The sequence below is a fragment of the Phytohabitans sp. LZ39 genome (genome assembly GCF_059359075.1).
In genome coordinates this window covers 102,296-125,990 of sequence record NZ_JCADBM010000002.1, presented here as the reverse complement: position 1 = coordinate 125,990, position 23,695 = coordinate 102,296, and the positions used below count along the sequence as shown (strand labels likewise).

The following is a 23,695-nucleotide window of genomic DNA, read 5'->3' as shown; positions in this document are numbered from 1 at the left end:
GCGGGCGGCTCAGTGCTCGTCCGAGGTGTCCTCCTGGTAGGTGGCGCCGCCGCGGGATTCGCGTGTCAACGGCTTGGCGCCGCCCTCGGGCGGGCCGGCCTCGGACTGGCCGCCGGCGGCCAGGTGGGGAAACTTCAGGTCGAAGGCGGGCCGTTCCGAGCGGATGCGCGGCATGCGGTCGAAGTTTCGCAGCGGTGGCGGTGAGGACGTGGCCCACTCCAGCGAGTTGCCGTGGCCCCACGGGTCGTCGACGGTCGCCTCCTGCCCGGCCCTGTACGACTTCCACACGTTGTAGAGGAACGGCAGCGTGGACGCGCCCAGCACGAACGAACCGATCGTGGAGACCGTGTTGAGCGTGGTGAACCCGTCGGTGGGCAGGTAGTCGGCGTACCGCCGGGGAAAGCCCTCGCTGCCCAGCCAGTGCTGCACCAGGAACGTGGTGTGGAAGCCGATGAACGTCAGCCAGAAATGCACCCGGCCGAGCCGCTCGTCGAGCATGCGGCCGGTCACCTTGGGAAACCAGAAGTAGATGCCGGCGTACACGGCGAACACGATGGTGCCGAAGAGCACGTAGTGGAAGTGGGCGACCACGAAGTACGAGTCGGTGACGTGGAAGTCGACCGGCGGGGAGGCGAGCAGCACGCCGGAGAGGCCGCCGAGCAGGAAGGTGACGAGGAACCCGATCGAGAAGAGCATCGGGGTTTCGAAGGTGAGCTGGCCGCGCCACATGGTGCCGATCCAGTTGAAGAACTTCAGGCCGGTCGGGACGGCGATCAGAAAGCTCAGGAACGAGAAGAAGGGCAGCAGTACCTGGCCGGTGGCGAACATGTGGTGCGCCCACACGCTCATCGACAACAGTGTGATCGCGATGGTCGCCCCGACCAGGCCCTTGTAGCCGAAGATCGGCTTGCGGGCGAAGACCGGGATCACTTCGCTGACGATGCCGAAGAACGGCAGCGCGACCACGTACACCTCGGGATGGCCGAAGAACCAGAACAGGTGCTGCCACAGCAGCGGCCCGCCGGTGGCCGGGTCGTACACGTGCGCGCCCAGCAGCCGGTCCGCGGCGAGGGCGAGCAGGGTCGCGGCCAGCAGCGGAAACACCAGGACCACCAGCACGCTGGTGAGCAGGATGTTCCACGTGAAGATCGACATCCGGAACATGGTCATGCCGGGTGCCCGCAGCGTCAGGATCGTGGTGATCATGTTGACCGCGCCGAGGATCGTGCCGAGGCCGGAGAGCACCAGGCCGACGAGCCACAGGTTGGCCCCCACGCCCGGCGAATGCCTGGCGGTCGACAGGGGTGTGTAGGCGGTCCAGCCGTAGTCGGCGGCGCCGCCCGGGGTGAGAAACCCGGCGACGACGAGCGCGCCACCGAACGCGAACAGCCAGTAGGCGAGCGCGTTGAGCCGCGGGAAGGCCACGTCCGGGGCGCCGATCTGGAGCGGGACCACGTAGTTGGCGAAGGCGAACACGATCGGCGTCGCGAACAGCAGCAGCATGATCGTGCCGTGCATGGTGAACAGCTGGTTGTACTGCTCGGGCGAGAGAAACTGCATGCCCGGGCGGGCCAGCTCACCGCGCATCAGCAGTGCCATCAGGCCGCCGATCACGAAGAACGCGAACGCGGTGACGCCGTACATGATCCCGATCTGCTTGGCGTCCGTCGAGCGCAGCGTGCGGCTCAGGAACGACCCGCGGACCTGCTCGCGCACCGGCCACGGCCGTGCCACCATCGGGCTCGGACGCGGTTCTATCCTGGTCACGGCGCTCACCCCCGGCGCGCGGCATTCCCCGGCCCTCCCGCACCAAACATCGACGTTCATGCCTTCCCGCGCCGATCGCCGCGGAGTAGCTTGCTGCGTATGCGGCACGTGGAGACTCCGGTGCTGATCGTGGGCGGCAGCCTTGTCGGCCTGTCGATGTCTGTCTTCCTGGCCCACCACGGTGTGCAGCACCTTGTGGTCGAGCGCCACCCCGGCACCGCCATCCACCCCCGCGCGGCGTTCCTGATGCAGCGGACCGTGGAGCTGTTTCGCGGCGTGGGACTCCAGGAAGAGGTGATCGCGGCCGCCGAGCGGGAGTTCGAGCAGAACGGCGCGATCGTGGCGGTGGAGTCGCTGAGCGGCCGCGAGTTGCAGTGGTTCTTCGAAAACATCAACGAGGGCGTCGAGCACCTGAGCCCGTCGCCGCGGATCTTCGTGACCCAGATCGGGTTGGAGCCGGTGCTGCGCGCGCGGGCCGCCGCGCTGGGTGGGCAGCTGCGCTACTCCTGCGAGCTCGTTTCACTCCAGGTCGAAGAGGACGGGGTGACCGCGCTGGTGCGCGACCGCGGCACCGGCGAGGAGTCGACGGTGCGGGCCGCCTACGCCGTGGCCGCCGACGGTGTGCGCAGCGCGGTCCGCCAGCAGCTCGGCATCCAGATGGCCGGGCACGGCAGTTTTTCCGACAGCATCACGATCTACTTCCGCGGCGACGTGCGGCCGCTGCTGCGCGGGCGCAACCTCAGCGTCGTCTACGTGGTAAACCCGCGCCTGCAAGGTTTCTTCCGCTTCTCCTTCGACGGCCGGTCCGGCTTCCTGGTGGTCAACTCGGCGCTGGACGGCGACGGCAACCGCACCACCGCGATCGGGGCGACCGCGACCGAGGCGGACTGCGTGCGGTACGTGCGTGACGCCCTCGGCGCGCCCGACCTGCCTGTGGAGATCGAGGACGTGCAGCGGTGGAACGCCGCGGCCGAGTGGGCCGGGCGTTTCCGCGCCGGCCGGGTCTTCCTGGCCGGCGACTCGGCGCACGTCATGCCGCCGACCGGTGGCTACGGCGGCAACACCGGCGTGCACGACGCCCACAACCTCGCCTGGAAGCTCGCCCACGTGCTCGACGGGCGGGCCGGCGCCGACCTGCTCGACACGTACCAGGCGGAGCGCCTGCCGGTCGCCCGGATGACGGTCGAGCAGGCGTATACCCGTTACGTCACCCGGCTGGATCCGGGGCTGGGCACGGACGGTCTCGAGCCGGTGATCGACGACGCCCTGATCGACCTCGGCTACCGCTACCGTTCGAGGTCCATTGTGGATGATGACGTGGACGTCGACGCGGAGTGGGAGGACCCGCGGGCGCCGACCGGCCGGCCCGGCGTGCGTGCCCCACACGTGACCCTGCGGCGCGGCGACACCGAACTGTCCACACTGGACGTCATCGGCTGCGACGCGGTGCTGTTCACCGGCCCGGACGGCACCGCGTGGGTGCGGGCCGTCCAGCGGCTGGGTGCCCCGCTGGCCGTGTGCCGCGTCGGTGCGGGCGGCGACGTCGACGATCCGCGGGGCGAGTTCGCCAAGGCGTACGGCATCGGCCCGAGCGGCGCCTCGCTCGTCCGCCCCGACGGCGTGGTCGCGTGGCGCGCCCGCGAGGCGGTCGACGACGCCGGCGAGGCGGTAGGCGCGGCGCTGGCGCGGGTCTTCTGCCGCTAGGCGGGGCCGTCCTGGATCACACCGCGCAGCTGGTCAACGGAGATCGCGTCCCACGCGGGCCCCACCAGCCACCATGTCGCACCGGCCTTGGCGTAGGGCGCCGGATCCGTACCCGGTGGCAGGTCGACCACGACGTCGAAGGGCGACTCCGGATCGTGGCCGCGCAGCCGCGCGAGGTCGGCGACGATCTCGGCGAGCTGGTCGGGATTCTCGACGTTGATCGGGACGAAGCCCTGATAGCGGGCCGCGCGGCGCATCGGCTTCGGCTTTCCGGGAAAGCCCGCCACCCACACGGGCACGCCCGGCCGCTGCACCGGCCGGGGCAGAAACCGCATGCCGTCGACCACGTAGTGCTCGCCCCGGTGCCGCACGGTCTCGCCGGACCAGGCGGCGGCGAGGATTTCGAGTGACTCGTCGAGCATGCCCGCACGGCGCCGGTCGTCCAGCTCTTCGCCGGTGAGGGAGAACTCGTTTCCGAACCTGTCGCTGCCCAGACCGACACCGAGGTTGAGACGGCCACCGCTGAGGCGGTCGAGGGTCGCGGTCTCCCGGGCGAGCTTGACCGGCCTGCGCCGCGCGAGCGGGGTGACCATCGGGCCGAGCCGGATCCGCTCGGTCGACGTGGCGATGGCCGCCAGCGTGATCCATGCGTCAGCCAGCTCGGTCACCGGCTCTCGCCAGTGCACGTGGTCCCAGACGAAGACGCCGTGCCAGCCCGCCTCTTCCGCCTCGGCGGCGAGTCGGGCGACGAGCACCGGGTCGGCGAGCTCGTCGAAGAGCGGCAGGAACAGTCCGGAGCGCAAGGCTGGGCGCGCGGGCGCGACGTTCGATTCGATCATTTCCCGATGGTAGGGGCACCGCGGCGCATCGAAGGTCCCGCACGGCCCCACACCCCAGTGACCTGCGTAAATACGCACTGCCGGCGGTCTGGTCCGGGCCCGGATCGACCCTTACCATCGATCGACATGGGCCAATTTAATGGGCGCTTCGTGGCGATGGGCCTCGGGCTCGTCGTTGCCGCGTTCGCCGCCACTCCCGCGCACGCCGCTCCCTGCCGACCGCTGGACGTCACCCCGCCAACCACGCCGATCGGTGGTTTCCGCGTCGACGGCACCGCGTGGTCACTGACCTGGAGTCCGTCCACAGACGACACCCGCGTCGTGGGATACGAGATTTTCGGCAACGACGGCGTGAGCGCGACCACCACGAGCACGAGCATCCCGCTGGGCAACACGCCGCCATCGACCGGCGCCACCCACGCGATCCGGGCCGTCGACGCCGCCGGCAACGCCTCTCCCGCGATGATCGCCACGTTCAGGTTCGACATCAGTGCGCCGAGCGCGCCGACCAACCTGCGCATATCCGGCCCGGCACGCGGATTCCTCCAGGTCGGCTGGGACGCCTCCCGCGACGACATCGCCGTCAAGGGCTACGAGGTCTACCTCAACGACACCCTGGTCCGAAACGTCGGCAACACCAAGGCGTACGTGCCCTACAGCGGATACGGGATCTACCGGGTGAGCGTGCGCGCCTACGACATGATGAACCGGTTCTCACCGGCCACCGAGCTGAGCCTCGCGATCGACCCACCTCCCACGGGGCGCAGTAACGTGTGACCGTGAGTTACGTCAAGGATCCCCGCGTCGACGCCTACATCGACGCGCTCCCCGATTGGCAGCAGGCCATCTGCGGCGAGCTGCGCGACATCATCCACGCCGCGGAGCCGGAGATCGAAGAGACCATCAAGCGCACCGTCCAGCCGTACTTCGTGCTCAACGGCAACGTGTGCGCCCTGCTGGCCACCAAAGACCACATCAATCTGTTTCTCTATGACGGCGCGATCGTCCCCGATCCCGAAGGCATCATCACCAGCGGCCACGACAACAAGACCGCCCGGTGTATCGCCGTCTACCGCGACCAGAAAATCAACGTGCCCGCGCTGAAGACGATGCTGCGCCACATCGCGGACAACAACCGCGCCGGTGGGTGGCGCAAGCTCAAGGGGTGAAGCCCACCGACCGGTGGCGGCAGCTGATCGACGACCGCCTCGACGAAGCCATTACGGTGCTCGGACAAACGCCTGGCCTGCACGGCCTCATCGTCGCCGGCAGCCTCGGGCGGGGCGAGCCCTGGCCGATGTCCGACATCGACCTGCTACCCATCTACGACGACCGCGCCGATCCCGCCGAGTCCGCGGCCCAGCTCGACCAGCGCCGGGCCACGCTCGTCGACTGGTGGGCCGCGTCCGGCCGCGCACAGACCCTCGACGTCGGCTGGCTCGCGTTCACCACGGCCGAGATCCGCGAGGCGGTCGCCGCCGGGCCGGACCACGCCGCCGCGCGCGTCGGCGACCCGCGCTGGTTTCACGGCCTGGACAAGGCGTACGGCGGGCGCACCGCCGACCCCGACGACGCGCTCGGCGACGCGTTCGCCACCTGGATACGCACCGTCCGGTTCGACCCCGCGGTCGTCGCCGCCCGCATCGACACCTGGCGCCGGCAGGCCACCGACGCCCTCGCCGAGGCGACCCAGGCCCAGTTCGAGGACCCGGCCAAGGCCACCCACCTGCTGCGTGTCTCGGCCCGCGCGCTGCGGCTGGTCCTCATCGAGCGGTGGGGTGAACGGCTCGGCTCCATGGGCCGGGAGTGGACCCGCTTCGAACGCATGGCCGAACGTCACGGCCAACGCCCACTCGCCGCCCGCGTCGCGGTCCTGGCCGCCGCCGACCCGGCCACCGCCGGGCGCCGCGCCGACCTCGCTCCAGCGTGGCTGCGCGAACGTATCGACCTGTGCTACGCCGCCCGCACCGCGGTCGGCGAAGACGTCACCTGGGCCGAAAACGCCCGTGACCAGATCGCCGCCTTCACCGTGCACGTCACGCGGCACCGCCCCGACCTCGACGGACCCTGGACCGAAACCCCCGACCCCGCCCTCGACGCACACCTGGCCGAGCTGCGCGAGCTCGTCGCCGCTACGACGCGGGACTGACCTGCGCCTCTCGTAGCCGGCTCGGCCGGGTGACAAGCTTTGACCAGCAGCCCGGGATAGGTGCCAGGTCGGCGTGGTTGCGCGCCCGGTAGGCGCTCGGGCTCTCCCCGACGAGCTCGGTGAAGCGGGTGCTGAACGAGCCGAGCGAGGTACACCCGACGGCCATGCACACGTCGGTGACGCTCAGGTCGCCGCGGCGCAGGAGGGTCTTGGCGCGCTCGATCCGCCGGGTCATCAGGTAGCTGTACGGCGTCTCGCCGAACGCGGCGCGGAACTGCCGGGAGAAGTGCGCCGGAGACATGTAGGCGGCCCGCGCCAGCGCCCGCACGTCCAGCGGCCGGGCATACTCCCGGTCGATCAGGTCGCGTGCGCGCCGCAGGTGCCGGAGCTCCTCAAGCCTCACCCAGCCAGGATAGCCCCGCAGGTGATCAAGTCGCGCGCCGTGGGAGCGAGCGCGGTCGTTGATCCGACAGCGGCGCCGACGAAATCGCGCCCCGGCCACGACGCCGCGGGCTAACCTGAGCTAAATAGCGCTATTCGCCAGCGACAACACGATCGAATTCGAAAGCCCGAAACCCATCGAAGGTGATTGAAATGGCAGATCGGCGCGTCGTCGTGGAGGCGGTCCGGAGCGTATTTGGCGATCGACTGTCCGATCTGGAAGGCCGGCTGTCCACGACCAATGAAAATGAGCTGCCCGAGCCGGCAGACCCGGCGGAGCCCGATATCGATTCCGCTCCGTCCGGCGAGCTGCCCGACCGCGCCGGCGTGTCCGGCGTGGCCCGGGCCGCGGCGGCCGAGCGGCAGCAGCTCCTCCTTGAGGGCACCGCTGGCCTGCGCAAAGTGATCGAAGGCAGGGACGACGAGCTGACCCCGCGCGAGCAGGTCGGGCTCGAGGCGATCATCGTGCTGGAGGGCCGGCCCCCGCTGTTCATCCAAGGTGGGGATTTCGTTCGCACCCCGGTCGAATGGCAGTTTCTCGACGGCCATCGCGAAGAGATCAAAGCCTCGATCGCCCGGGTGGGTCGGGTCGAGGTGGTCGGCCATCCCGATTACGAGTGGATCGGCACCGGCTTTCTCGCCGGCCCCGACGCGATCATTACAAATCGCCACGTGGCTCGGGAGTTCGCCCGCGCCGAGGGCGACGAGTGGCGGTTCGAGGCGGGCATGTCCGCGTCGCTCGACTTCAACGAAGAGCACGGCGCGCTCGAACCGCTCGCATTCGACATCACCGGCATCGTCGGCATCCACGACCACTTCGACCTCGCGGTCCTGCGGATCGCACCGACCGGCGGCGCGGCGCGGCCACTGCCCGATCCGGTGCTGGTCGCCGCGAGCCGGCCCGGCGAGGTCACCGAGCGGCCGGTCTACGTCATCGGCTACCCAGCCTGGGACGGACGCCGCAACGACCCGACCTACATGCGGCAGATCTTCAGCAACATCTACGACGTCAAGCGGCTCCAACCGGGCCTGATCACCGCGTGGACCGACGGCAGCGACCGGTTCGTCCACGACTGCTCGACGCTGGGCGGCAACTCCGGCTCACCCGTGTTCGACCTGGAGACACACCAGGTGGTGGGGCTTCACTTCGGCGGTCGATACCTGTCGGGCAACAACGCCGTCCCGCTGTGGCGGCTGACCGACGACCGCCTCCTGCGCGCCGCCGGCGTCAACTTCGTCGGGCCGGCACTCGTCTGACGACCTCACCAGCGGGGAGCCATCATGACCACCAAGGATCTCGCGGCCGCCATCGCTTCCGCCCAGGCCCACCGGGCCGAGCTGATGCGGCTGCCCGGCGTGATCGCGGTACGCGGCGGCTACAAGTTCGTCGACGGCCGCATCACCAGCACGCCCGCGGTCGTCGTGGCGGTCGACCGCAAGCAAGACAAGGTCGAGGCCGACGCCGCCGTCCCGGCGGTCCTGCCCGACGGGATGCCGACGGACGTGACCGTCGCGGACCCGTTCGAGCGCATCGAGGCGGCCGGGTTGGAGGCGCCGGCGGTCGCGGCACCACCGCTGCTCATCGAGCAGCTCCAGGCGCCCGGACGCCCGCCGGGCGGCGACGAGGCGGAGGCCGAGGCGATCGTGGCGATCACCTACCAGCCGCCGCCCGGCGTATCCCTGGCGCCGGTCACCGGGCCGATGGTGTTGACCTGCCACGTCTCGCCCGACGCCGGCTGGCGGGTGCTGCGCGAGTTCCTCCGCGAGACCGAAGGCGACATCACTCTCGGCATGTACGACTTCACCGCGCCGCACATCTACCGGGCCGTCCGCCGCCTGCTTCAAGGCAAGCCCGTCACGTGGCGGCAGACCCTGGGCCTGCGTGAGTCACTGCCGGCACCCGACGACATCGACTCCAACAAGGCCGACGACAAGACCGAGGCGTCGATCATCAAAGGGCTGGGGCGGGTCGCGCCGGACCGGTTCGAAAACGCCTTCGCCAAGACCGGCCGCGGTCGCACCTTCGCCTCGGCGTACCACATCAAGGTGGCCGTCCGCGACGAGCAGGCTTTCTGGTTGTCGAGCGGAAACTGGCAGTCTTCCAACCAGCCGGTCACCGACTTCCTCGACGACGACGCCGACCGCCACCTGATCCGCGATTTCAACCGCGAGTGGCACATCGTGGTCGAACACCCGGGGCTGGCGGCCACGTTCGGCAAGTTTCTCCAGCACGACTTCCGCACCGCCCAGACCGAGCAGGAGGCGGTAGAGCCACCCGAGCCGGACATGCCCGACCTGCTCGTGCCGCTGGACGGCGACCTCGAAGCCGCCGCCCGGCGGGCGCCGGACGTCTTCGCCCCGGCCCGGTTCTCCTTCGACGAGGCCGACCCGCTGACGATCGAGCCGATCCTCACGCCGGACAACTACGCCGAGGTCGTGCTCGGCCTGCTGCGCGAGCGGCCACAGCAAAAGCTGTACTTCCAGAACCAGTCGCTCAACCCGGTGCTCCAGCCATCGCCGGCGTGGGCCGAGATGCTGCGCCTGCTCGCCGAGTACTCGCAGGACCCGGCGCTCGACGTCCGGATCATCCTGCGCGACATCGGGTCGATCCGGAAGAAGCTGGAATCCCTTCAGGCCGCGGGCTTCGACATGACCAAGGTTCGGGTGCAGGAGGGCTGCCACACCAAGGGGATCGTCATCGACTCCGAGACCGTCCTGCTCGGCAGCCACAACTGGACCGACCAGGGCGTGCAGGTCAACCGCGACGCGAGCCTGCTGATCCGCCGCCCCGAGATCGCGCAGTACTACGAGCGGGTCTTCCTGCACGACTGGGAGCGGATGGCCCGCTCGAAGATCCGCGAAGAGGCGATGCCGATCCCGGTCGTCTCCCAGGACGAGGCGGTCGATCCGGGTCTGCGGCGCGTGCCCTGGTCGGCCTGGGAAGAGGAGTAGCCGCTACCGGACCAGGTCGGCGACGGCGTTGGCGATCGCCACGCGCATCGGGTCGGGGTTGGCCCAGCTCCAGTTGGGGTGCGCGCGGTTGGTCAGCAGCGCCAGCACCAGCCGCCGCTCGGGTGCGACCAGCAGCGACGTCCCGGTGAAACCGGTGTGCCCGAAGGTCGCGGGCGTGGAGAGCCGCCCCATAAACCAGGGCTGCCGCAGCACCACGCCCAGCCCGTGGTCCGAGGGGCGCCCCGGCCGCTCGGGGTCGACCGCGGGCAGGCCGCGGTTGGCGTTGGTCAGCATCGCCTTCACGGTCGCGGTGGACAGCACGTCACCGCCGCCGTCCAGCAGCATCTGCCCGACCGCGGCCACGTCGCGGGCGGTGGCGAAGATGCCGGCGCTGCCGGCCACGCCGCCCAACTGGTTGGCCACGTCGTCGTGTACCACGCCGCGGAGCAGGCCGCGTGACGAGCGCGCGTCGGTCGCGACGAGCCGCTGCTTGGAGGAGACCCAGCCCAGCGGCTTGAACCCGGTGTCACGCAGGCCGAGCGGGCCGGTCAGCTCCGCCTTGAGCGCGCGGTCGAGCGTCATGCCGGTGACCTTCTCGACCAGCTGCTGGGCGACCAGCAGGCCGGTGCTGGAGTAGCGGAAGACCTTGCCCGGCACGGCACCCTTGAGCAGGGGCGTGGCCAGCACCGCCTTGCGCTTGGCGGCAAGGTCGGGCAGGCCGGCGACGGTGGCGCCGACCGGCAGGCCACTGGTGTGGGTCAGCAGCATCCGGACCGTCACCGCGTCTTTGCCGGTGAAGTCCGGCAGGTAGCTCACGACCGGCGCGGACAGGTCAAGCTTGCCCTTGTCGACCTGCCGCAGCAGCAGGATCGCCGTGTACACCTTGGTGAGCGAGGCCAGGTCGAAGACGGAGTCGGCGCGCATAGGCACGCGCTTGTCGGCCGGCAGCTCGACCGGGCCTGCCGTGTACCGCAGCGCGTGGCCCACCGCGGCCTGAGCCTGGACCTTTCCGTCGACCAGGACCAGCGCGACCGCGCCGGCGTAGGTGGGGTGCTTCGGGTTCTCCTTGGTCGGCTTGAGAAAGCGTTCCAGCGCGGCGGTGAGCTTGCTCTTGGCCGCCGCCGCCGCGGATGCCGACGGTGACGGCGAGGCGGACGGTGCCGTCGACCGGGGCGCGGCGGAGGCGGGCGCGGAGGCCGGCGAGGCCCACAAGGCCTCGGGCCGCGGTCCGCAGCCGGCCAGCCCGGCGCCAGCAGCCGCCAGGCCGGCCCCGAGGACGGATCGCCGAGTCATGGACACGGCCAGGATCATCGCACGCCGAGTCGCGGACCCACGTCGGTTGATCAGGGAGTCTCTGGTCAACCGCCGGGGGTGCGGTACGCGCGGATGATCGTCTGGTCGAATCCGCTGCCGCCGCTGGCCGCCACCGAGACTCGCAGCGAGACCGCCGAGCCGGCCGGGAGGGTTGCCCGGTAGCGGTCGCCGCCGAACGGGCGCACCGATACCCACCGCCACGTGGCACCGTCGTCCAGCGAAGCCCACAGCCGGAACGACGTGATCTTCTGCCGGGCCACCCCGTGGGCCTGGTGCACCGTGAACTCCGCCGGCCCGCCGCGCGGGTGGTTGAGCGCGTCCAGCGGCAACGCGTAGTCCACCGACAGCAGCGGCAGCGGCGCGCTCGCCGTTCCCGCGGGCGCCGCCGAGCGGAAGGTCCACGCGGTGTTCACCCGCGTCGACACGGGCAGCAGCGCGCTCGTGTCCAGGTCGTAGGTCAACCGGTAGGTGGCCGCGGGCGCGGGTACGGCGAAGTCGGCGATGGTGCTCGCGGTGGAGCCGAGCAGCGTGCCGTTGCGGTACAGGGCCAGCCGCCGCTGTACGTCAGCGCCCCAGTCGAAGCAGGCGAAGCGCTGATGCTGGTCGGTCAGCTCGACGAGCTGGATGTGCAGGTTGCCGCGGGTGCGGCTGGGCGGCGTGGGCACGCAGTCGCTGGGCGAGGGGTCGACCGCGTCGTACCAGTCGGGGCGCAGCGGCTGCCGCACCCAGACCTTCTCGTGCCGGCTGCCCGGCGCGTACGTGCGGGTCGGCTCCTGGGTCACCACCCCGTCCGCGTAGAAGGCCTCGTCGATCCAGGCGTACCCGGGCGAGAGGTAGTCCACTCGATCACCGCTGACGTCGGTGGCGAAGTCTTCCAGCACGATGAGGCCGGAGGGCGCCAGGCCGTACCGCTTGTGGCCGGTCACGGCGTCCGGTGTGTCGAGCCGGTGGAAACGCTGGTCGATCCGGATCAGCGAGGCCGTACCGACCACGGGCAGGAAGTCGGACAGGCCGGACGGGTGCGTGTGGATCACGTCGTACAGCACGGGTCCGGCGGCGTTGAGCCCGGCCGCCGTGTACGCGCGGAACTCGCCGACGCCTGGCTGCTCCATGGGGACCGCGAACACGCTCTGCCGGCGGGCACCCTCGCCCCAGGCGTAGGCGAAGTCGTCCCAGCCGCTGCCGCGGCGGCCGCGCTGCTCGTAGAGGATGCCCAGCGCGCTGGCCTCGGTCTGCACGCCCTCGATCGCCATGCCGACCGGGCGGGCCGAGGCGGCGTCGAGCACCACCGCGGTGTCGCGGTCGACCGTGACGTCGGGGTCGCCGGTGAGCGCCATGCGCTCCCGTTCGCCGAACTCCCACACCGATCCGACCACGCTGTACCGCCCCGCCGGTACCCGGATCCGGATGGTGCCTCCGGGCGAGAGGTCGAAGCGGACCGCGTAGGCCGCGGGGTCGTCGAGGTTGACGATGGTGCCGAAGGCCGAAATATCCGAAGCGTCCGGCGGGTCGGGCAGCGTGGTCATCGTGAGCGTCAGCTCGTGACTCGGCGGCTCGACGGAGAAGGTGACCAGCGTGCCGCCGACCCTGGCCGCGTAGAAGCCGGGTGCCAGCCGCGACCTGTCGATGCTCAGGTGCGCCGAGCCGGTGGCGCCGGCCGGGATGGTCAGCACCCGCGGCGAGACCGTCGCGGCCCGGAAGGATCCGCCCCGCCGGTCCACCACGCGCACGTCCAGCGCGAGCGCGACCATCGCCTTGCCGGTGTTGGTCCAGGTCAGCGTTGTGGATGGCGATGACGCGCCGAGGTTGACCACGGACTGGCCGCCGACCACGTCGTCGAAGGCACCGACCACGTCGAGCCGGCCGGCGCCCACCTCGTACGGGTCGGCGCCGGGCAGCGGGTCGGCCGCGCCCACCAGCGCCGCCTTGAGCCGCCCGGCATCCCAGTCGGGGTGCCGCTGCACGAGCAGCGCCGCCGCGCCGGCCACATGGGGTGCGGCCATCGAGGTGCCGGAGGTGGCGGTGTACCGGTCGTCGATCACGCGGCCCATCGCGGTGCCGGCCGCGCGGGCGGCGACGATGTCGACGCCGGGCGCGACGATCTCCGGCTTGGCGGCGTTGGTGTTGATCACCGGGCCGCGGCTGGAGAAGGCGGCGAGGCGGTCGCCGCCGTCGACCGCGCCGACGGTGAGCGCGCTGGTCGCCGCGGCCGGTGCGGTGATGAGGCGGTCGGCGTACCCGTCGTTGCCCGCGGCCGCCACGAACAGCGTCCCGTGCTGCTTGGTCAACGTGTCCACGGCCTGCGACATCGGGTCGGTGCCGTCGCTCGGCTCCCAGCCGCCCAGGCTCATGTTGACCACGTCGGCGCGCGCGGCGGCCCACTCCATGCCGGCGATGACCTGGGAGTCGAAGCCGCCGCCGTCGTCGCCGAGCACCTTGCCCACGAGCAGGGTGGCGCCGGGCGCGATGCCGCTGCGCTCGCCGCGCGCACCCGCGCCGGAGCCGGCCGCGATGGACGCCACGTGGGTGCCGTGGCCGTGCCGGTCGACCGCGTCGCCGCCCTCGACCGTGAAGTCGACCTTTTCCGCGATCCGCCCGGCCAGGTCGGGGTGGTTCGGATCCACACCGGTGTCGAGCACCGCGATCTTCGCGCCCACTCCGGTGTACCCGCTGGCCCAGGCGCGCGGCGCGCCGACCTGGGTGATGTTGCGGTCGAGGGTCGCGGTGGTGGTGGCCGTGGCGCGCACCCGGCGGTCGAGGGTCGTGGTGGTGGCCGTGGCGCGCACCCGGCGGTCCAGCCACACCCGCGCGCCCGCCGCTGGCAGCGCGCTCACCAGCGCGGCACCGGACGCCTTGGGCTGCCGTCCGGCCACCGCGGCCACGCTGGGCAGGTCACGCTTGGCACGCAGGCTCGTCGCCAGCGGCGCCCGCGAGGCGGCCGCCTGCGTGCCGGGTCGCACGATCAACGGCAGTTCCTTGGTACGGGCGTCGTCGTACCCCTGGAGGATCAGCGTCGTCACGTCGAACAGGGCCTCGTCGAGCACCCCGCCGACCAGCGAGGCGACCCGGCCGGGGATCACCCGCACGTGCCCGTCGGGGCCGCAGGAGCGCTGGAGCACGCCGTCCGGTGTCGCTGGTCGCACGCTCACCACCGGGCACCCGGTCTCGCGGGTGTGCACGGTCACCACGTCACCGCTCAGCAGCGTGACCGTGTAGGTCTGACCGGCCGGCAACGGCCCAGGCTCCACAGTGGACGCGGCGGCCGGTTGCGGGACGATCGGCAGGAGCAGCGCCGCGATCGCGATCGCGATGCGTGATTTGTACCCAAACACGCCGTGCCTCCTTCGCCGCGACCAATCACCCCGTAGACGCATGGACATCCGTTGCCGGTTGCACGACATTTCGCCATCCCGGGATGTCACGGCATAGTGGTGCGGTGGACCATCGCCCCCGGGTCCAGCTAGCCGTGCTGCTGGCGGTCGCCGTGCTCGTCACTGTCGGTATCGCTCGCTGGCAGACCCGGCCAGGTGCCGCCCCCGAGCCCGCCGCCGTGACCAGCACCTGCGCCGGCCACGCGCTCACCGCCGACCGCCAACTGCGGGGCATGTGGCTGACCACCGTCAACAACACCGACTGGCCCAGCCGCCCCGGCCTACCCGAGGATCAGGTCAAGGCGGAGTACCGGGGCTGGCTCGACCTGGCACAGCGGCGCGGCCACAACGCGGTCTTCGTGCACGTGCGGCCGGCCGGCGACGCGTTCTGGCAGTCCGACTACGCACCGTGGTCGTACTACCTGACCGGGCGAAGCGACGGGCAAGGTCCGGGGTGGGACCCGATGGCCTTCATGATCGCCGAAACGCACGCCCGCAACATGGAGTTCCACGCCTGGTTCAACCCGTACAAGGCGAGCCGCTCCGGCGTCTTCGCGGAGCTGCCGCCCAACCATCCGCTGCGCGCGCACCCCGACTGGGCGGTGCCCTACCCGGCCAAGGGCAAGGGCAGCCGGCTGCACTACAACCCCGGCATCCCGGAGGCGCGCAAGTTTGTGGAGGACTCGATCCTCGACGCGGTCAACCGGTACGACATCGACGGTGTGCACTTCGACGACTTCTTCTACCCCTACCCGAAGGGGCGCGAGGACTTCAACGACGCGGCCGCGTTCAAGGCACACAGCCGGGGCATCAACAACAAGGCCGACTGGCGCCGCGACAACGTCAACCTGCTCGTCAAGGAGACCAACGAACGGATCAAAGCGGCCAAGCCGTGGGTGAAGTTCGGCATCAGCCCCTTCGGCATCTGGCGCAACGCCTCGACCGACCCGCTCGGCTCGCCCACCCGAGGACTGCAAAGCTACGACGCGATCTACGCGGACACGCGACGCTGGGTGCAGGAGCGGTGGGTCGACTACATCGTGCCGCAGCTGTACTGGCACATCGGCTTCGCGATCGCCGACTACGCCAAGCTGCTGCCCTGGTGGTCCGACCTGGTGGCCGACAGCCCGGTGCAGCTCTACGTCGGCCAGGCCGACTACCGCATCGGGCAGAAAGGCGCGTGGCGCGACCCGGGCCAGCTCGACAAGCAGCTCGCCCTCAACCGCAAGTACCGGGTCACCGGCAGCGTGCACTTCAGCGCGCGCCAGGTGAAGGCGGACCGGCTCGGGGCGGTGTCCCGGTACGCGGCCGCCCACTACGCCGAGCCGGCGCTGGTGCCGGCGATGGCACACCTGCCCGGCAAACGCCCGCCGGCCCCGGAGCTGGAGGTCGACGGTGCCCGCCTGCGTTGGGATGGCGACGCGGCAAGCTACGCGGTCTACCGGGTCGACGGTGAAGCGGCCCGACTGGTGGCCACGACCCGCGACACCACATGGACCGACACCACGAAGAGCGAGGCGCCACGCACCTACTGTGTGACCGGCCTCGATCGACTGTGGAATGAAGGAAACGCGAGTGAACCACGCGTCATCGATTAACCACACGCGGCTACCGAATCTTTTCCCTGGTCAGAGCGCTGCCTGAGTCCACTGTCGATCAGGTAAGCTCTTCGGCGGTCTGCCGCGCGGCGGCGCCCCCACGGCGTCGGCGGCACACCGCCGCCTAATCGCCCGCCCAGGGCGAGTCGGGGAACCAGGTTACTGGGGTGAATCCGCGGTCCGCGGTAGGGATCCTTCCGTCCCGAATCCGTCAGCTAACCCGGCCGGCGGCCGATGGGAGGAATCGCGTATGACGCCACCCGTACGTCGCCGGCGCTGGTCGCTGGCCGTAGCCCTGGTCGCCTCGGCGGCCGCGTTGCTTTCCGGGGTGACGCTAGGACCGCTCGGCGCGTCGGCCGCCCCGAAACCCAACCCCGGTGACGAGGGCAGCTCGCCGCTGCTGCGGGACGTGCTGTCCGAAACGAGCAAGGGATACATCGAAGCCCGCAACGCCGTCAACAAGTCGCGCGGCCGGCAGCTACAGCTCCAACTCCAGCTGAACCAGGCCCAGGAGAAGGTCAAGGCGATGGAGCCCGAGATCCAGCTCCTGGTCGCCGCCTCCTACCGCAACGGCCGCATCGGCCCGATGAGCGTGCTGCTCAACAGCTCCTCCCCCGACGAGTTCCTCCAGCGGGCGGCCACCCTCGACCTGTTCGCCGCCCGCGACAACGCACGCCTGGCCCGGCTCAACGCCGCCCTCGACCAGGCCGATCGCGCCAAGGCGGCGATTGACGCCGAGCTCAAGGAAGAGCAGAAGCAGCTCGCCATCATGGCCAAGCAGAAGTCCGAAGCGGAAAAGGCGCTCCAACTGGTCGGCGGCAAGGCGACCGGCGGCTTCGTCAGCGCCACCTCCCCGGTGGCCCGGCCCGCGCCCCGCAACAGCAACGGCGGCTTCTCCCCGCAGGGCTGCACCGCCGGCGACCCCACGACCGGCCGCTGCATCACGCCGCGCACGCTGCACATGCTCAAGGAAACCCAGCGGCTGGGCTTCGACCGCTTCGTCAGCTGCTACCGCCCCGGCGGGCCGTACGAGCATCCGAAGGGCCGCGCCTGCGACTGGTCCTCGGAAAGGAACAGCTTCGGCGGCGACGCCACCGGTGCCGCCAGGCTCTACGGCAACAACCTCGCCGCCTATTTCGTGCGCAACGCCGACCGTCTCGGCGTGATGTACGTGATCTGGTACCGCCAGTTCTGGTCCCCGGCCACCGGCTGGCGGGCCTACGGCGGCGCCGGCGGCGATCCCTCCAGCGACCATACGAACCACGTACACATCTCGATGCTCTGACCCAGGATTCGAGCTACGAAAAAGCCCCGCGCGGTGGCGCGGGGCTTCGTTTCGGTCTGCCTACTGGTCTGGCATGCGGCGGGCGGGGGCCCGGCCGAAGGGCTGGCGCGGCGGGGGGCCCACCGGTGCCAGCGCGGGGATCGCCAGGGTCAGCGGGGTGTCGCTGGTGACCGTGACGTGCTCCCCGTGGTGCAGGAGGTCGAGCTTGGCGCCGTCGCCGCCGTTGCGCAGCGAGTAGGTCACCTCGTGCGGCTGGACGGCGACCCGGAGTCGAAGGCCCCGCCACAGCAGCGAGAACTCCATGTGGTTGATCCGGCTGGGCAGCCGTGGCGCGAAGGACAGGTTGCCGCCGTGGTCGCGCATGCCGCCCAGGCCCGCCACGACGGCCAGCCAGGCGCCGGCGAGCGCGGCGATGTGCAGGCCCTCGCGGGTGTTGTTGTGGATGTCGTGCAGGTCCATGAGCGCGGCCTCGCCCAGGTAGTCGTGGGCCAGCTCCAGATGGCCCACCTCGGCCGCCATGACCGCCTGGGTGCACGTCGACAGCGACGAGTCGCGGACGGTGCGCTGCTCGTAGTAGGCGAAGTTGCGTGCCTTCTGCTCCGGGGTGAACGCGTCGCCCCGCCAGTGCATGGCGAGCACCAGGTCGGCCTGCTTGAGAACCTGCTTGCGGTACAGGTCGAAGTACGGGTAGTTGAGCAGCAGCGGGTAGCCACTGGGCGGGGTGGCCGCGAAGTCCCACTCCTGGAGCCGGGTGAACTCTTCGCACTGCTGGTGTACGCCCAGCTCCTTGTCGTACGGGACGTGCATGGCGGTGGCCGCGTCGCGCCAGGACGCTGCCTCCTCCTCGTCGACGCCGAGCCGGCGGGCCTGCTCCGGGTGGCGCAGGGCCGCGTCGGCGGCACCGACGAGGTTTTTTTGCGCCATCAGGTTGGTGTAGATGTTGTCGTTAACCACCGCGGTGTACTCGTCGGGGCCGGTGACCCCGTCGATGTGGAAGACGCCGTGCCGGTCGTGGTGACCCAGCGAGCGCCACAGCCGCGCGGTGTCGACGAGCAGCTCCAGGCCGACCTCGCGTTCGAAGTCGTGGTCGCCTGTCGCTACGACGTAGCGCTGCACGGCGTCGGCGATGTCGGCGCCGATGTGGAAGGCCGCGGTGCCGGCCGGCCAGTAGCCGGAGCACTCGTGCCCGCGCACCGTGCGCCACGGGAACGCCGCGCCCTTGAGCCCCAGCGTCTGCGCGCGCTCCCGGGCCAGGTCGAGCGTCGCGTGCCGCCATCGCAGGCCGTGGGTGACCGCCTCCGGCTGGGTGTACGTGAGCACCGGCAGCACGAACGTCTCGGTGTCCCAGAAGACGTGCCCGTCGTAGCCCGGACCGGTGAGGCCCTTGGCGGCGATCGGCCGCATCTCCGCGCGTGCGCCGGCCTGGAGCACGTGGAAGAGCGCGAAGCGCACCGCCTGCTGCACCTCGGGGTCGCCCTCGAGCCGGACGTCGGCCGCGTCCCAGAACTGGTCGAGGTACTTGCGCTGCTCGCGGACGAGCCCATCCCAGCCGGAGAACTTGGCCGAGGCGATCGCCGCGCCGACCTGGTCGCGCAGCGCCGGGAACGAGCGGCGGCTCGACCAGCCGTACGCGAGGATCTTGACGACGCGCAGCTTTTCGCCGGGCTTGAGCACGGTCGCCACCGTGGTGCGCGCGAAGTCCGGGTAGGCCTCGGTGCTGATCACCGTGCGCTCCGGCCCCTCGATCTCGTGCTCCATCGCGGCGGCCATCCGCAGCCCACTTTTCTTGGTGCGGTGGATCAGCTGCCCGCCGGCGGCGGTCGCCAGGTGCTCCTCGGCCTTGAGCGGGGCCTTGAGCACGGCGGCGACCCGGGGGTCCTTGCGGGTGGCCGGCAGCTCCTCGTTGGCGACGAGCTCGGACTGCACGATCAGGCGCAGCGGGCGGTCGTCGGCCACCTCCACCTCGTAGCAGATCGCGGCGACCGCGCGCTGCGTGAAGGAGACCAGGCGGGTGCTGTGCACGCGCACCGCCCGCCCGGCCGGCGAGACCCACTCGACCGTGCGGTCGAGCGTGCCCGCCTGGAGGTCGAGGACGCGCTGGTGGGTGCGCACCTCGCCGTATCGGACGTCGAAGGGCTCGTCGTCGACCAGCAGCCGGATGAGCTTGCCATTGGTGACGTTGACAACTGTCTGCCCGGACTCCGGGAAGCCGTAGCCGGCCTCCGCATAGGGTAGGGGGCGCAGCTCGTAGAACGAGTTGAGATAGGTGCCCGGCAACCCGTGTGGTTCACCCTCGTCAAGGTTACCGCGGAGTCCAATGTGGCCATTGGACAACGCGAAGACCGACTCAGACTGAGCCAGCACATCGAGGTCGAGCCGGGTCTCCCGGACGTGCCAGGGCTCGACCGGGTAAGCCCGCTCACGGATCATGGATTCTCCAGCAACTCACTGAGGTCGCGCACGACGACGTGGGCGCCGTGCTTGTAAAGCGCGTCGGTTTGCCCGACCCGGTCGACCCCGACGACCAAGCCGAAGTCGCCGGCGCTGCCGGCCTCCACACCGGCCAGGGCGTCCTCGAAAACGGCCGCAGCCGACGGCGCGACGCCGAGCAGCTTAGCTGCGTCGAGGAACGTATCGGGGTGCGGCTTGCCGCGCAGATTGTCGCGTCGGGCGACGATGCCGTCGACGACCACTTCGACCTCGTCGATGAGGCCCGTGACGGTCAGGATATCGCGGCAATTGGCGCTTGCAGAGACCACAGCGCGACGCAATCCTGACTCGCGGACCGCCTTCAGATAGGCGACCGAGCCCGGATAGACCTCCACCCCGTCGTCGCGGATGTGGCGCAGCAGCAACTCATTCTTACGGTTGCCGATGCCGTTGATCGTCTCGGCGGCCGGCGGGTCGTCTGGTGTGCCCTCGGGCAGGGTGATCCCCCGCGAGCCGAGGAAGGTGCGCACGCCGTCCGCCCGCGGGCGGCCGTCGACGTACTTGTTGTAGTCGTCGCCGGCGTCATACGGGCGGAACGGCTCACCGGTGCGCTCGGCACGGGCGCGCAGGTAGGCGTCGAAGGTCTCCTTCCACGCGGCGTTGTGCACCTTGGCGGTCTGCGTGAGCACACCGTCCAGATCGAACAAACAGGCGGTAACGCCATCGGGGAGTCCCAACACTCGGACAGAGTAACCGCTGAACGTCTGATGAAACTGCCGGCTCACCCGTGGCTTTTGTGGTGACCGTGAGTGTCCGGACGGCCCGGCTTTTGTCCCGGCTCGACCACCACGAACTGGCCCATCATCCCGGCGTCCTCGTGTTTCAGCACGTGGCAGTGGTACATGTAGGGGACGTCCGGGTCGGCGTAGTCGGCGAATCGCGCGATGACCCGCACGGTCTGGTCGGGTGCCAGCAGCACGGTGTCCTTCCAGCCGCTCAGCTCGGCCGGCGGCGGCTCGCCACCCACCGAGAGCACCTGAAACTGCACGTCGTGGACGTGGAAGCTGTGCGGCGTGCCATCTTCCTTGGTGATCTCCCAGATTTCTGTGGTGTCCTTCGTGACCACCGCGTCGATCCGGCCCATGTCCATCTTCCGGCCGTTGATCTGCCGTCCGGAGAGCGTGAACTCGCGTGTGGTCACGGCGTCGGCGGGGTCGAGCCGCTCGATCGGCGCGAGTGTGGCCGGGACCTCGGCCGACCGGGCCAGATCACTTTCCGTGCGCAGCTGGAGTACGTCCAGGGTGTCCCGCCCGCCGGCGAACCGGTCGGAGACGGGGTTGTCGAGACTGGCCGGAAAACTACGTAGGGTGACGCGCTTGTCCGGCTTCATCGCGACCACGATCTCGGCCCGCTCGCCCGGGGAGAGCCGGATCCGGCCCATGTCGTGCGGTGCCGGGAGCAGCCCGCCGTCGGTGCCGACGAGGGTGAAGCTCCGCCCGTCGGACAGCCCGAAGGAGTACGTGCGCGCGGCCGAGGCGTTGAGCAGCCGGAGCCGCACCCGCTCGGTGCGCACGTCCAGGTAGGGCGCCACGGTCCCGTTGACGAGCACCGTGTCGCCGGTGTCGCCGCTGTCCTTGATCTGCCCGCCGCCGTCGAACTCGTGGTCCTGGACGATCACCGGGATGTCGTCGATGCCGTACTCGTGTGGCAGTTTGGCGGAGTTTTCGTCGTCGAGGATGAACATGCCGGCCAGGCCGCGCTGGACGTGCCGGGCGGTCTGGCCGTGCGGGTGCGGGTGATACCAGAGCGTCGCGGCCGGCTGGTCCACCGTCCAGGTGGGTGACCAGGTGGCGCCGGGCCGTACCTCCTGGTGTGGGCCGCCGTCCATGCGGGCCGGCAGGTGCATGCCGTGCCAGTGCACGCTGGTCGGCTCGGGCAGGCCGTTGGCGACGTTCACCAGCACCTGCTCGCCGCGCTTGGCGCGCAGGGTGGGTCCGAGGTGGTCGCCGTTGAAGCCCCAGGTGCGGGTGGGCTGGCCCGGCCCGAGATCGGTACGCCCCTGCTGGGCGCGCAGGTCGAACACGCGGCGCCCCTGCCCGTCGATCCGCGACTGGGCCAGCGGCGGCACCTTGAGCGGGTTTCGGAAGTCGACCTGGCCCGCGGTGTCGAGGCCCGCGCGGCTCCATGCCACGGCGGCGGCCACCGCCCCGCCGCCGCAGCACAGTGCGAGGGCGGTAGCCACGCTCACGAGCAACACTCGTTTCATCACCACTCCTTATCTCTCTACATGTAGCTTGACTACTTATCTGGGCGCGCGTCCACGTTCTCGGGGCCAATTGGGGGTCCCTTCCAGGGTTACTTGCGGGTAACATCTGGTGCATGTCCATCGACGCGCAGGCCGTTGGAGCCGGGATGCTCCAGGCGGTGCCGTTCGCCCGCACGCTCGGCTTCGAGTTCGTCGACGCCGCACCCGACGGCGACGGCGGCGTCCGCACGGTCGTCCGCCTGCCCGACTCACCCGCGACGCACAACCACGTCGGTGGCCCGCACGCCGGCGCCATCTTCACGCTCGGCGAGACCGCGTCCGGCGCGGTGGTGCTGGCCGCGTTCGCCGACCTGCTCGACCGGGCGGTGCCGCTGGCCGTCCGCGCCGACATCGCGTACAAGCGGCTGGCGCTCGGCGCCATCCGCGCCACCGCCCGCCTGGGCCGCCCGGCCGCCGAGGTGGCCGCCGAGCTGGAGGCCGGCACCCGCCCGCAGTTTCCGGTGCTGGTCGAGATCGCCACCGAAGACGGCGAAACCACGGCCGAGATGACGGTGATCTGGACGCTGCGACCACAGCGCTGAGTACCGTGCAGGCGTGACCGACCCGCTCGAGAAGGCGCGGCAGATCGCCGACGACGTGCTCTTCCCCGCCGCGCTGGAGGTCGACGCCACGGGCGTCATCCCGGCCGGCCACCTCGACCTGCTGGCATCCGCGGGCCTCTACGGCATGGCCGGCCCGCCCGGCGTGCCGGACGCGCCGATGATCGTGGAGTCACTGGCCAGCGGCTGCCTGGCCACCACGTTCGTGTGGATGCAACATCACGGTGCGGTGCGGGCCGTGGCCGACAGCGCACAGCCCGACCTGATCGAGGAGTGGCTCGACCCGCTGTGCCGCGGCGAGCGCCGGGCCGGCGTCGCGCTGGGCGCCCTCCGCCCCGGCCCACCCTCGGTGCGCGCGACGCCCGTCGACGGCGGCTACCGGCTCGACGGCACCTGCCCGTGGGTCACCGGCTGGGGCATGATCGACGTCTTGCTCACCGCCGCCCGCGACGACGCCGAGACGGCGATCTGGTCCCTCGTGGACGCCGTGCCCGGTCCGACGCTGGCCGCGCGGCCACTCGACCTCGTCGCCGCGAACGCCGCCACGACCGTCGAGGTCACCTTCGACGGCCACTTCGTGCCGGCCGAGCGGGTGACCACCACCCTCCCGTTCGCCGAGTGGGGCGCGCGTGACGCCGCCGGCCTGCGGATGAACGGCTCCTTCGCCCTCGGCGTGGCCGCCCGCGCCACCCGCCTGCTCGGCCCGACCTCGCTGGCCGCGGAGCTGGACGCGTGCCGCGCCGCGCTCGACGCCGCCACCCCCGAGACGCTGCCGGCCGCGCGTGCGGCGGCGTCCGCGTTCGCGATGCGCGCGGCGACCACGCTGACGGTGGCAAGCGGCGCGCGGTCTGTCCTTCGCGACCACCACGCCCAGCGCCTGGTCCGCGAGGCGATGTTCCTGCTGGTCTTCGGCTCCCGCCCACCGATCAAGTCCGCGCTGCTCGACCTGCTCTCCCCCGAGATCCACCCGTCCTGACGTC

At 70.9% G+C, this 23,695-nt stretch carries 18 protein-coding genes and 1 riboswitch; of the genes, 10 read left to right on the top strand and 8 right to left on the bottom strand.

Features of this window, described 5'->3' with window-relative positions; genetic code table 11:
• Positions 1-9: 9 nt before the first annotated feature.
• Positions 10-1,737, bottom strand: coding sequence for an aa3-type cytochrome oxidase subunit I (gene ctaD / locus AC5L36_RS04170; protein ID WP_441214474.1), 1,728 nt, complete (start codon positions 1,735-1,737; stop codon positions 10-12).
• Between the two features lie 129 nt (positions 1,738-1,866).
• On the opposite strand from ctaD, the gene AC5L36_RS04165 reads away from it, so the two are divergent.
• Positions 1,867-3,471 (top strand): FAD-dependent monooxygenase, encoded by a 1,605-nt coding sequence (locus tag AC5L36_RS04165; protein WP_441213995.1) that lies wholly within the window; start codon positions 1,867-1,869, stop codon positions 3,469-3,471.
• On the opposite strand, the gene AC5L36_RS04160 is transcribed toward AC5L36_RS04165, so the two are convergent.
• Complete coding sequence (locus AC5L36_RS04160; protein WP_441213993.1) at positions 3,468-4,310, bottom strand: LLM class flavin-dependent oxidoreductase; 843 nt, start codon at positions 4,308-4,310, stop codon at positions 3,468-3,470. The two genes, AC5L36_RS04165 and AC5L36_RS04160, sit on opposite strands and share 4 nt — an antisense overlap.
• 126 nt (positions 4,311-4,436) lie before the next feature.
• Here AC5L36_RS04160 and AC5L36_RS04155 point away from each other — a divergent pair, with 126 nt between their 5' ends.
• From AC5L36_RS04155 to AC5L36_RS04145, 3 genes are read left to right on the top strand one after another with little or no spacing between them, the layout of a single operon-like run.
• Positions 4,437-5,087: a fibronectin type III domain-containing protein gene (locus AC5L36_RS04155; protein ID WP_441213992.1), complete on the top strand. Its 651-nt coding sequence runs from the start codon at positions 4,437-4,439 to the stop codon at positions 5,085-5,087.
• A gap of 2 nt (positions 5,088-5,089) precedes the next feature.
• Positions 5,090-5,479, top strand: coding sequence for a DUF1801 domain-containing protein (locus tag AC5L36_RS04150; protein WP_441213990.1), 390 nt, complete (start codon positions 5,090-5,092; stop codon positions 5,477-5,479).
• Positions 5,476-6,459 (top strand): nucleotidyltransferase domain-containing protein, encoded by a 984-nt coding sequence (locus AC5L36_RS04145; protein ID WP_441213988.1) that lies wholly within the window; start codon positions 5,476-5,478, stop codon positions 6,457-6,459. The genes AC5L36_RS04150 and AC5L36_RS04145 overlap by 4 nt, the downstream gene beginning before the upstream one ends.
• On the opposite strand, the gene AC5L36_RS04140 is transcribed toward AC5L36_RS04145, so the two are convergent.
• On the bottom strand, positions 6,443-6,862 hold the full coding sequence (locus AC5L36_RS04140) for a helix-turn-helix transcriptional regulator (protein WP_441213986.1): 420 nt from the start codon (positions 6,860-6,862) through the stop codon (positions 6,443-6,445). The two genes, AC5L36_RS04145 and AC5L36_RS04140, sit on opposite strands and share 17 nt — an antisense overlap.
• Positions 6,863-7,053: 191 nt before the next feature.
• On the opposite strand from AC5L36_RS04140, the gene AC5L36_RS04135 reads away from it, so the two are divergent.
• Together AC5L36_RS04135 and AC5L36_RS04130 are read left to right on the top strand one after the other, a co-directional pair.
• Entirely contained in the window at positions 7,054-8,157 is a 1,104-nt protein-coding gene (locus AC5L36_RS04135) for a trypsin-like serine peptidase (protein ID WP_441213984.1), read from the top strand.
• Positions 8,158-8,181: 24 nt separating this feature from the next.
• A complete protein-coding gene (locus tag AC5L36_RS04130) occupies positions 8,182-9,852 on the top strand; it encodes a phospholipase D-like domain-containing protein (RefSeq protein ID WP_441213983.1) in 1,671 nt (556 codons plus the stop codon).
• Between the two features lie 3 nt (positions 9,853-9,855).
• Here AC5L36_RS04130 and AC5L36_RS04125 read toward each other — a convergent pair whose 3' ends face one another.
• Both AC5L36_RS04125 and AC5L36_RS04120 read right to left on the bottom strand, forming a co-directional pair.
• Positions 9,856-11,145: a serine hydrolase domain-containing protein gene (locus AC5L36_RS04125; RefSeq protein WP_441213982.1), complete on the bottom strand. Its 1,290-nt coding sequence runs from the start codon at positions 11,143-11,145 to the stop codon at positions 9,856-9,858.
• 65 nt (positions 11,146-11,210) lie between these two features.
• Positions 11,211-14,498, bottom strand: coding sequence for a S8 family peptidase (locus AC5L36_RS04120; RefSeq protein WP_441213981.1), 3,288 nt, complete (start codon positions 14,496-14,498; stop codon positions 11,211-11,213).
• Positions 14,499-14,602: 104 nt separating this feature from the next.
• Here AC5L36_RS04120 and AC5L36_RS04115 point away from each other — a divergent pair, with 104 nt between their 5' ends.
• Together AC5L36_RS04115 and AC5L36_RS04110 are read left to right on the top strand one after the other, a co-directional pair.
• The gene (locus AC5L36_RS04115) at positions 14,603-16,135 is read left to right on the top strand and encodes a glycoside hydrolase family 10-like protein (RefSeq protein WP_441213979.1); all 1,533 of its coding nucleotides are present in this window, start codon (positions 14,603-14,605) and stop codon (positions 16,133-16,135) included.
• Between the two features lie 111 nt (positions 16,136-16,246).
• Positions 16,247-16,381: riboswitch (cyclic di-AMP (ydaO/yuaA leader) on the top strand.
• 4 nt (positions 16,382-16,385) lie between these two features.
• Positions 16,386-17,420 carry a coiled-coil domain-containing protein gene (locus AC5L36_RS04110; protein WP_441213978.1) on the top strand — a complete coding sequence of 345 codons (1,035 nt, stop codon included), beginning with the start codon at positions 16,386-16,388 and terminating at the stop codon, positions 17,418-17,420.
• 60 nt (positions 17,421-17,480) lie between these two features.
• On the opposite strand, the gene AC5L36_RS04105 is transcribed toward AC5L36_RS04110, so the two are convergent.
• From AC5L36_RS04105 to AC5L36_RS04095, 3 genes are read right to left on the bottom strand one after another with little or no spacing between them, the layout of a single operon-like run.
• On the bottom strand, positions 17,481-19,850 hold the full coding sequence (locus AC5L36_RS04105) for a glycoside hydrolase family 65 protein (protein WP_441213976.1): 2,370 nt from the start codon (positions 19,848-19,850) through the stop codon (positions 17,481-17,483).
• On the bottom strand, positions 19,847-20,590 hold the full coding sequence (locus AC5L36_RS04100) for a beta-phosphoglucomutase family hydrolase (RefSeq protein ID WP_441213974.1): 744 nt from the start codon (positions 20,588-20,590) through the stop codon (positions 19,847-19,849). The genes AC5L36_RS04105 and AC5L36_RS04100 overlap by 4 nt, the downstream gene beginning before the upstream one ends.
• 41 nt (positions 20,591-20,631) lie before the next feature.
• Positions 20,632-22,116, bottom strand: coding sequence for a multicopper oxidase family protein (locus tag AC5L36_RS04095; protein WP_441213972.1), 1,485 nt, complete (start codon positions 22,114-22,116; stop codon positions 20,632-20,634).
• A gap of 113 nt (positions 22,117-22,229) precedes the next feature.
• Between AC5L36_RS04095 and AC5L36_RS04090 the strand changes: the two genes are divergently transcribed.
• The gene (locus AC5L36_RS04090) at positions 22,230-22,697 is read left to right on the top strand and encodes a DUF4442 domain-containing protein (RefSeq protein WP_441213970.1); all 468 of its coding nucleotides are present in this window, start codon (positions 22,230-22,232) and stop codon (positions 22,695-22,697) included.
• A gap of 13 nt (positions 22,698-22,710) precedes the next feature.
• Positions 22,711-23,691, top strand: coding sequence for an acyl-CoA dehydrogenase family protein (locus AC5L36_RS04085; RefSeq protein ID WP_441213968.1), 981 nt, complete (start codon positions 22,711-22,713; stop codon positions 23,689-23,691).
• The last annotated feature ends 4 nt before the right edge of the window (positions 23,692-23,695 follow it).

What these genes read in the sequence shown, in the direction of transcription:
- AC5L36_RS04165 (WP_441213995.1), top strand. Translation starts at nt 1,867, where the DNA reads ATGCGGCACGTGGAGACTCCGGTGCTGATCGTGGGCGGCAGCCTTGTC.
- ctaD (WP_441214474.1), bottom strand. Translation starts at nt 1,737, where the DNA reads ATGGTGGCACGGCCGTGGCCGGTGCGCGAGCAGGTCCGCGGGTCGTTC.
- AC5L36_RS04095 (WP_441213972.1), bottom strand. Translation starts at nt 22,116, where the DNA reads ATGAAACGAGTGTTGCTCGTGAGCGTGGCTACCGCCCTCGCACTGTGC.
- AC5L36_RS04105 (WP_441213976.1), bottom strand. Translation starts at nt 19,850, where the DNA reads ATGATCCGTGAGCGGGCTTACCCGGTCGAGCCCTGGCACGTCCGGGAG.
- AC5L36_RS04110 (WP_441213978.1), top strand. Translation starts at nt 16,386, where the DNA reads ATGACGCCACCCGTACGTCGCCGGCGCTGGTCGCTGGCCGTAGCCCTG.
- AC5L36_RS04125 (WP_441213982.1), bottom strand. Translation starts at nt 11,145, where the DNA reads ATGACTCGGCGATCCGTCCTCGGGGCCGGCCTGGCGGCTGCTGGCGCC.
- AC5L36_RS04155 (WP_441213992.1), top strand. Translation starts at nt 4,437, where the DNA reads ATGGGCCAATTTAATGGGCGCTTCGTGGCGATGGGCCTCGGGCTCGTC.
- AC5L36_RS04135 (WP_441213984.1), top strand. Translation starts at nt 7,054, where the DNA reads ATGGCAGATCGGCGCGTCGTCGTGGAGGCGGTCCGGAGCGTATTTGGC.
- AC5L36_RS04090 (WP_441213970.1), top strand. Translation starts at nt 22,230, where the DNA reads ATGTCCATCGACGCGCAGGCCGTTGGAGCCGGGATGCTCCAGGCGGTG.
- AC5L36_RS04160 (WP_441213993.1), bottom strand. Translation starts at nt 4,310, where the DNA reads ATGATCGAATCGAACGTCGCGCCCGCGCGCCCAGCCTTGCGCTCCGGA.
- AC5L36_RS04130 (WP_441213983.1), top strand. Translation starts at nt 8,182, where the DNA reads ATGACCACCAAGGATCTCGCGGCCGCCATCGCTTCCGCCCAGGCCCAC.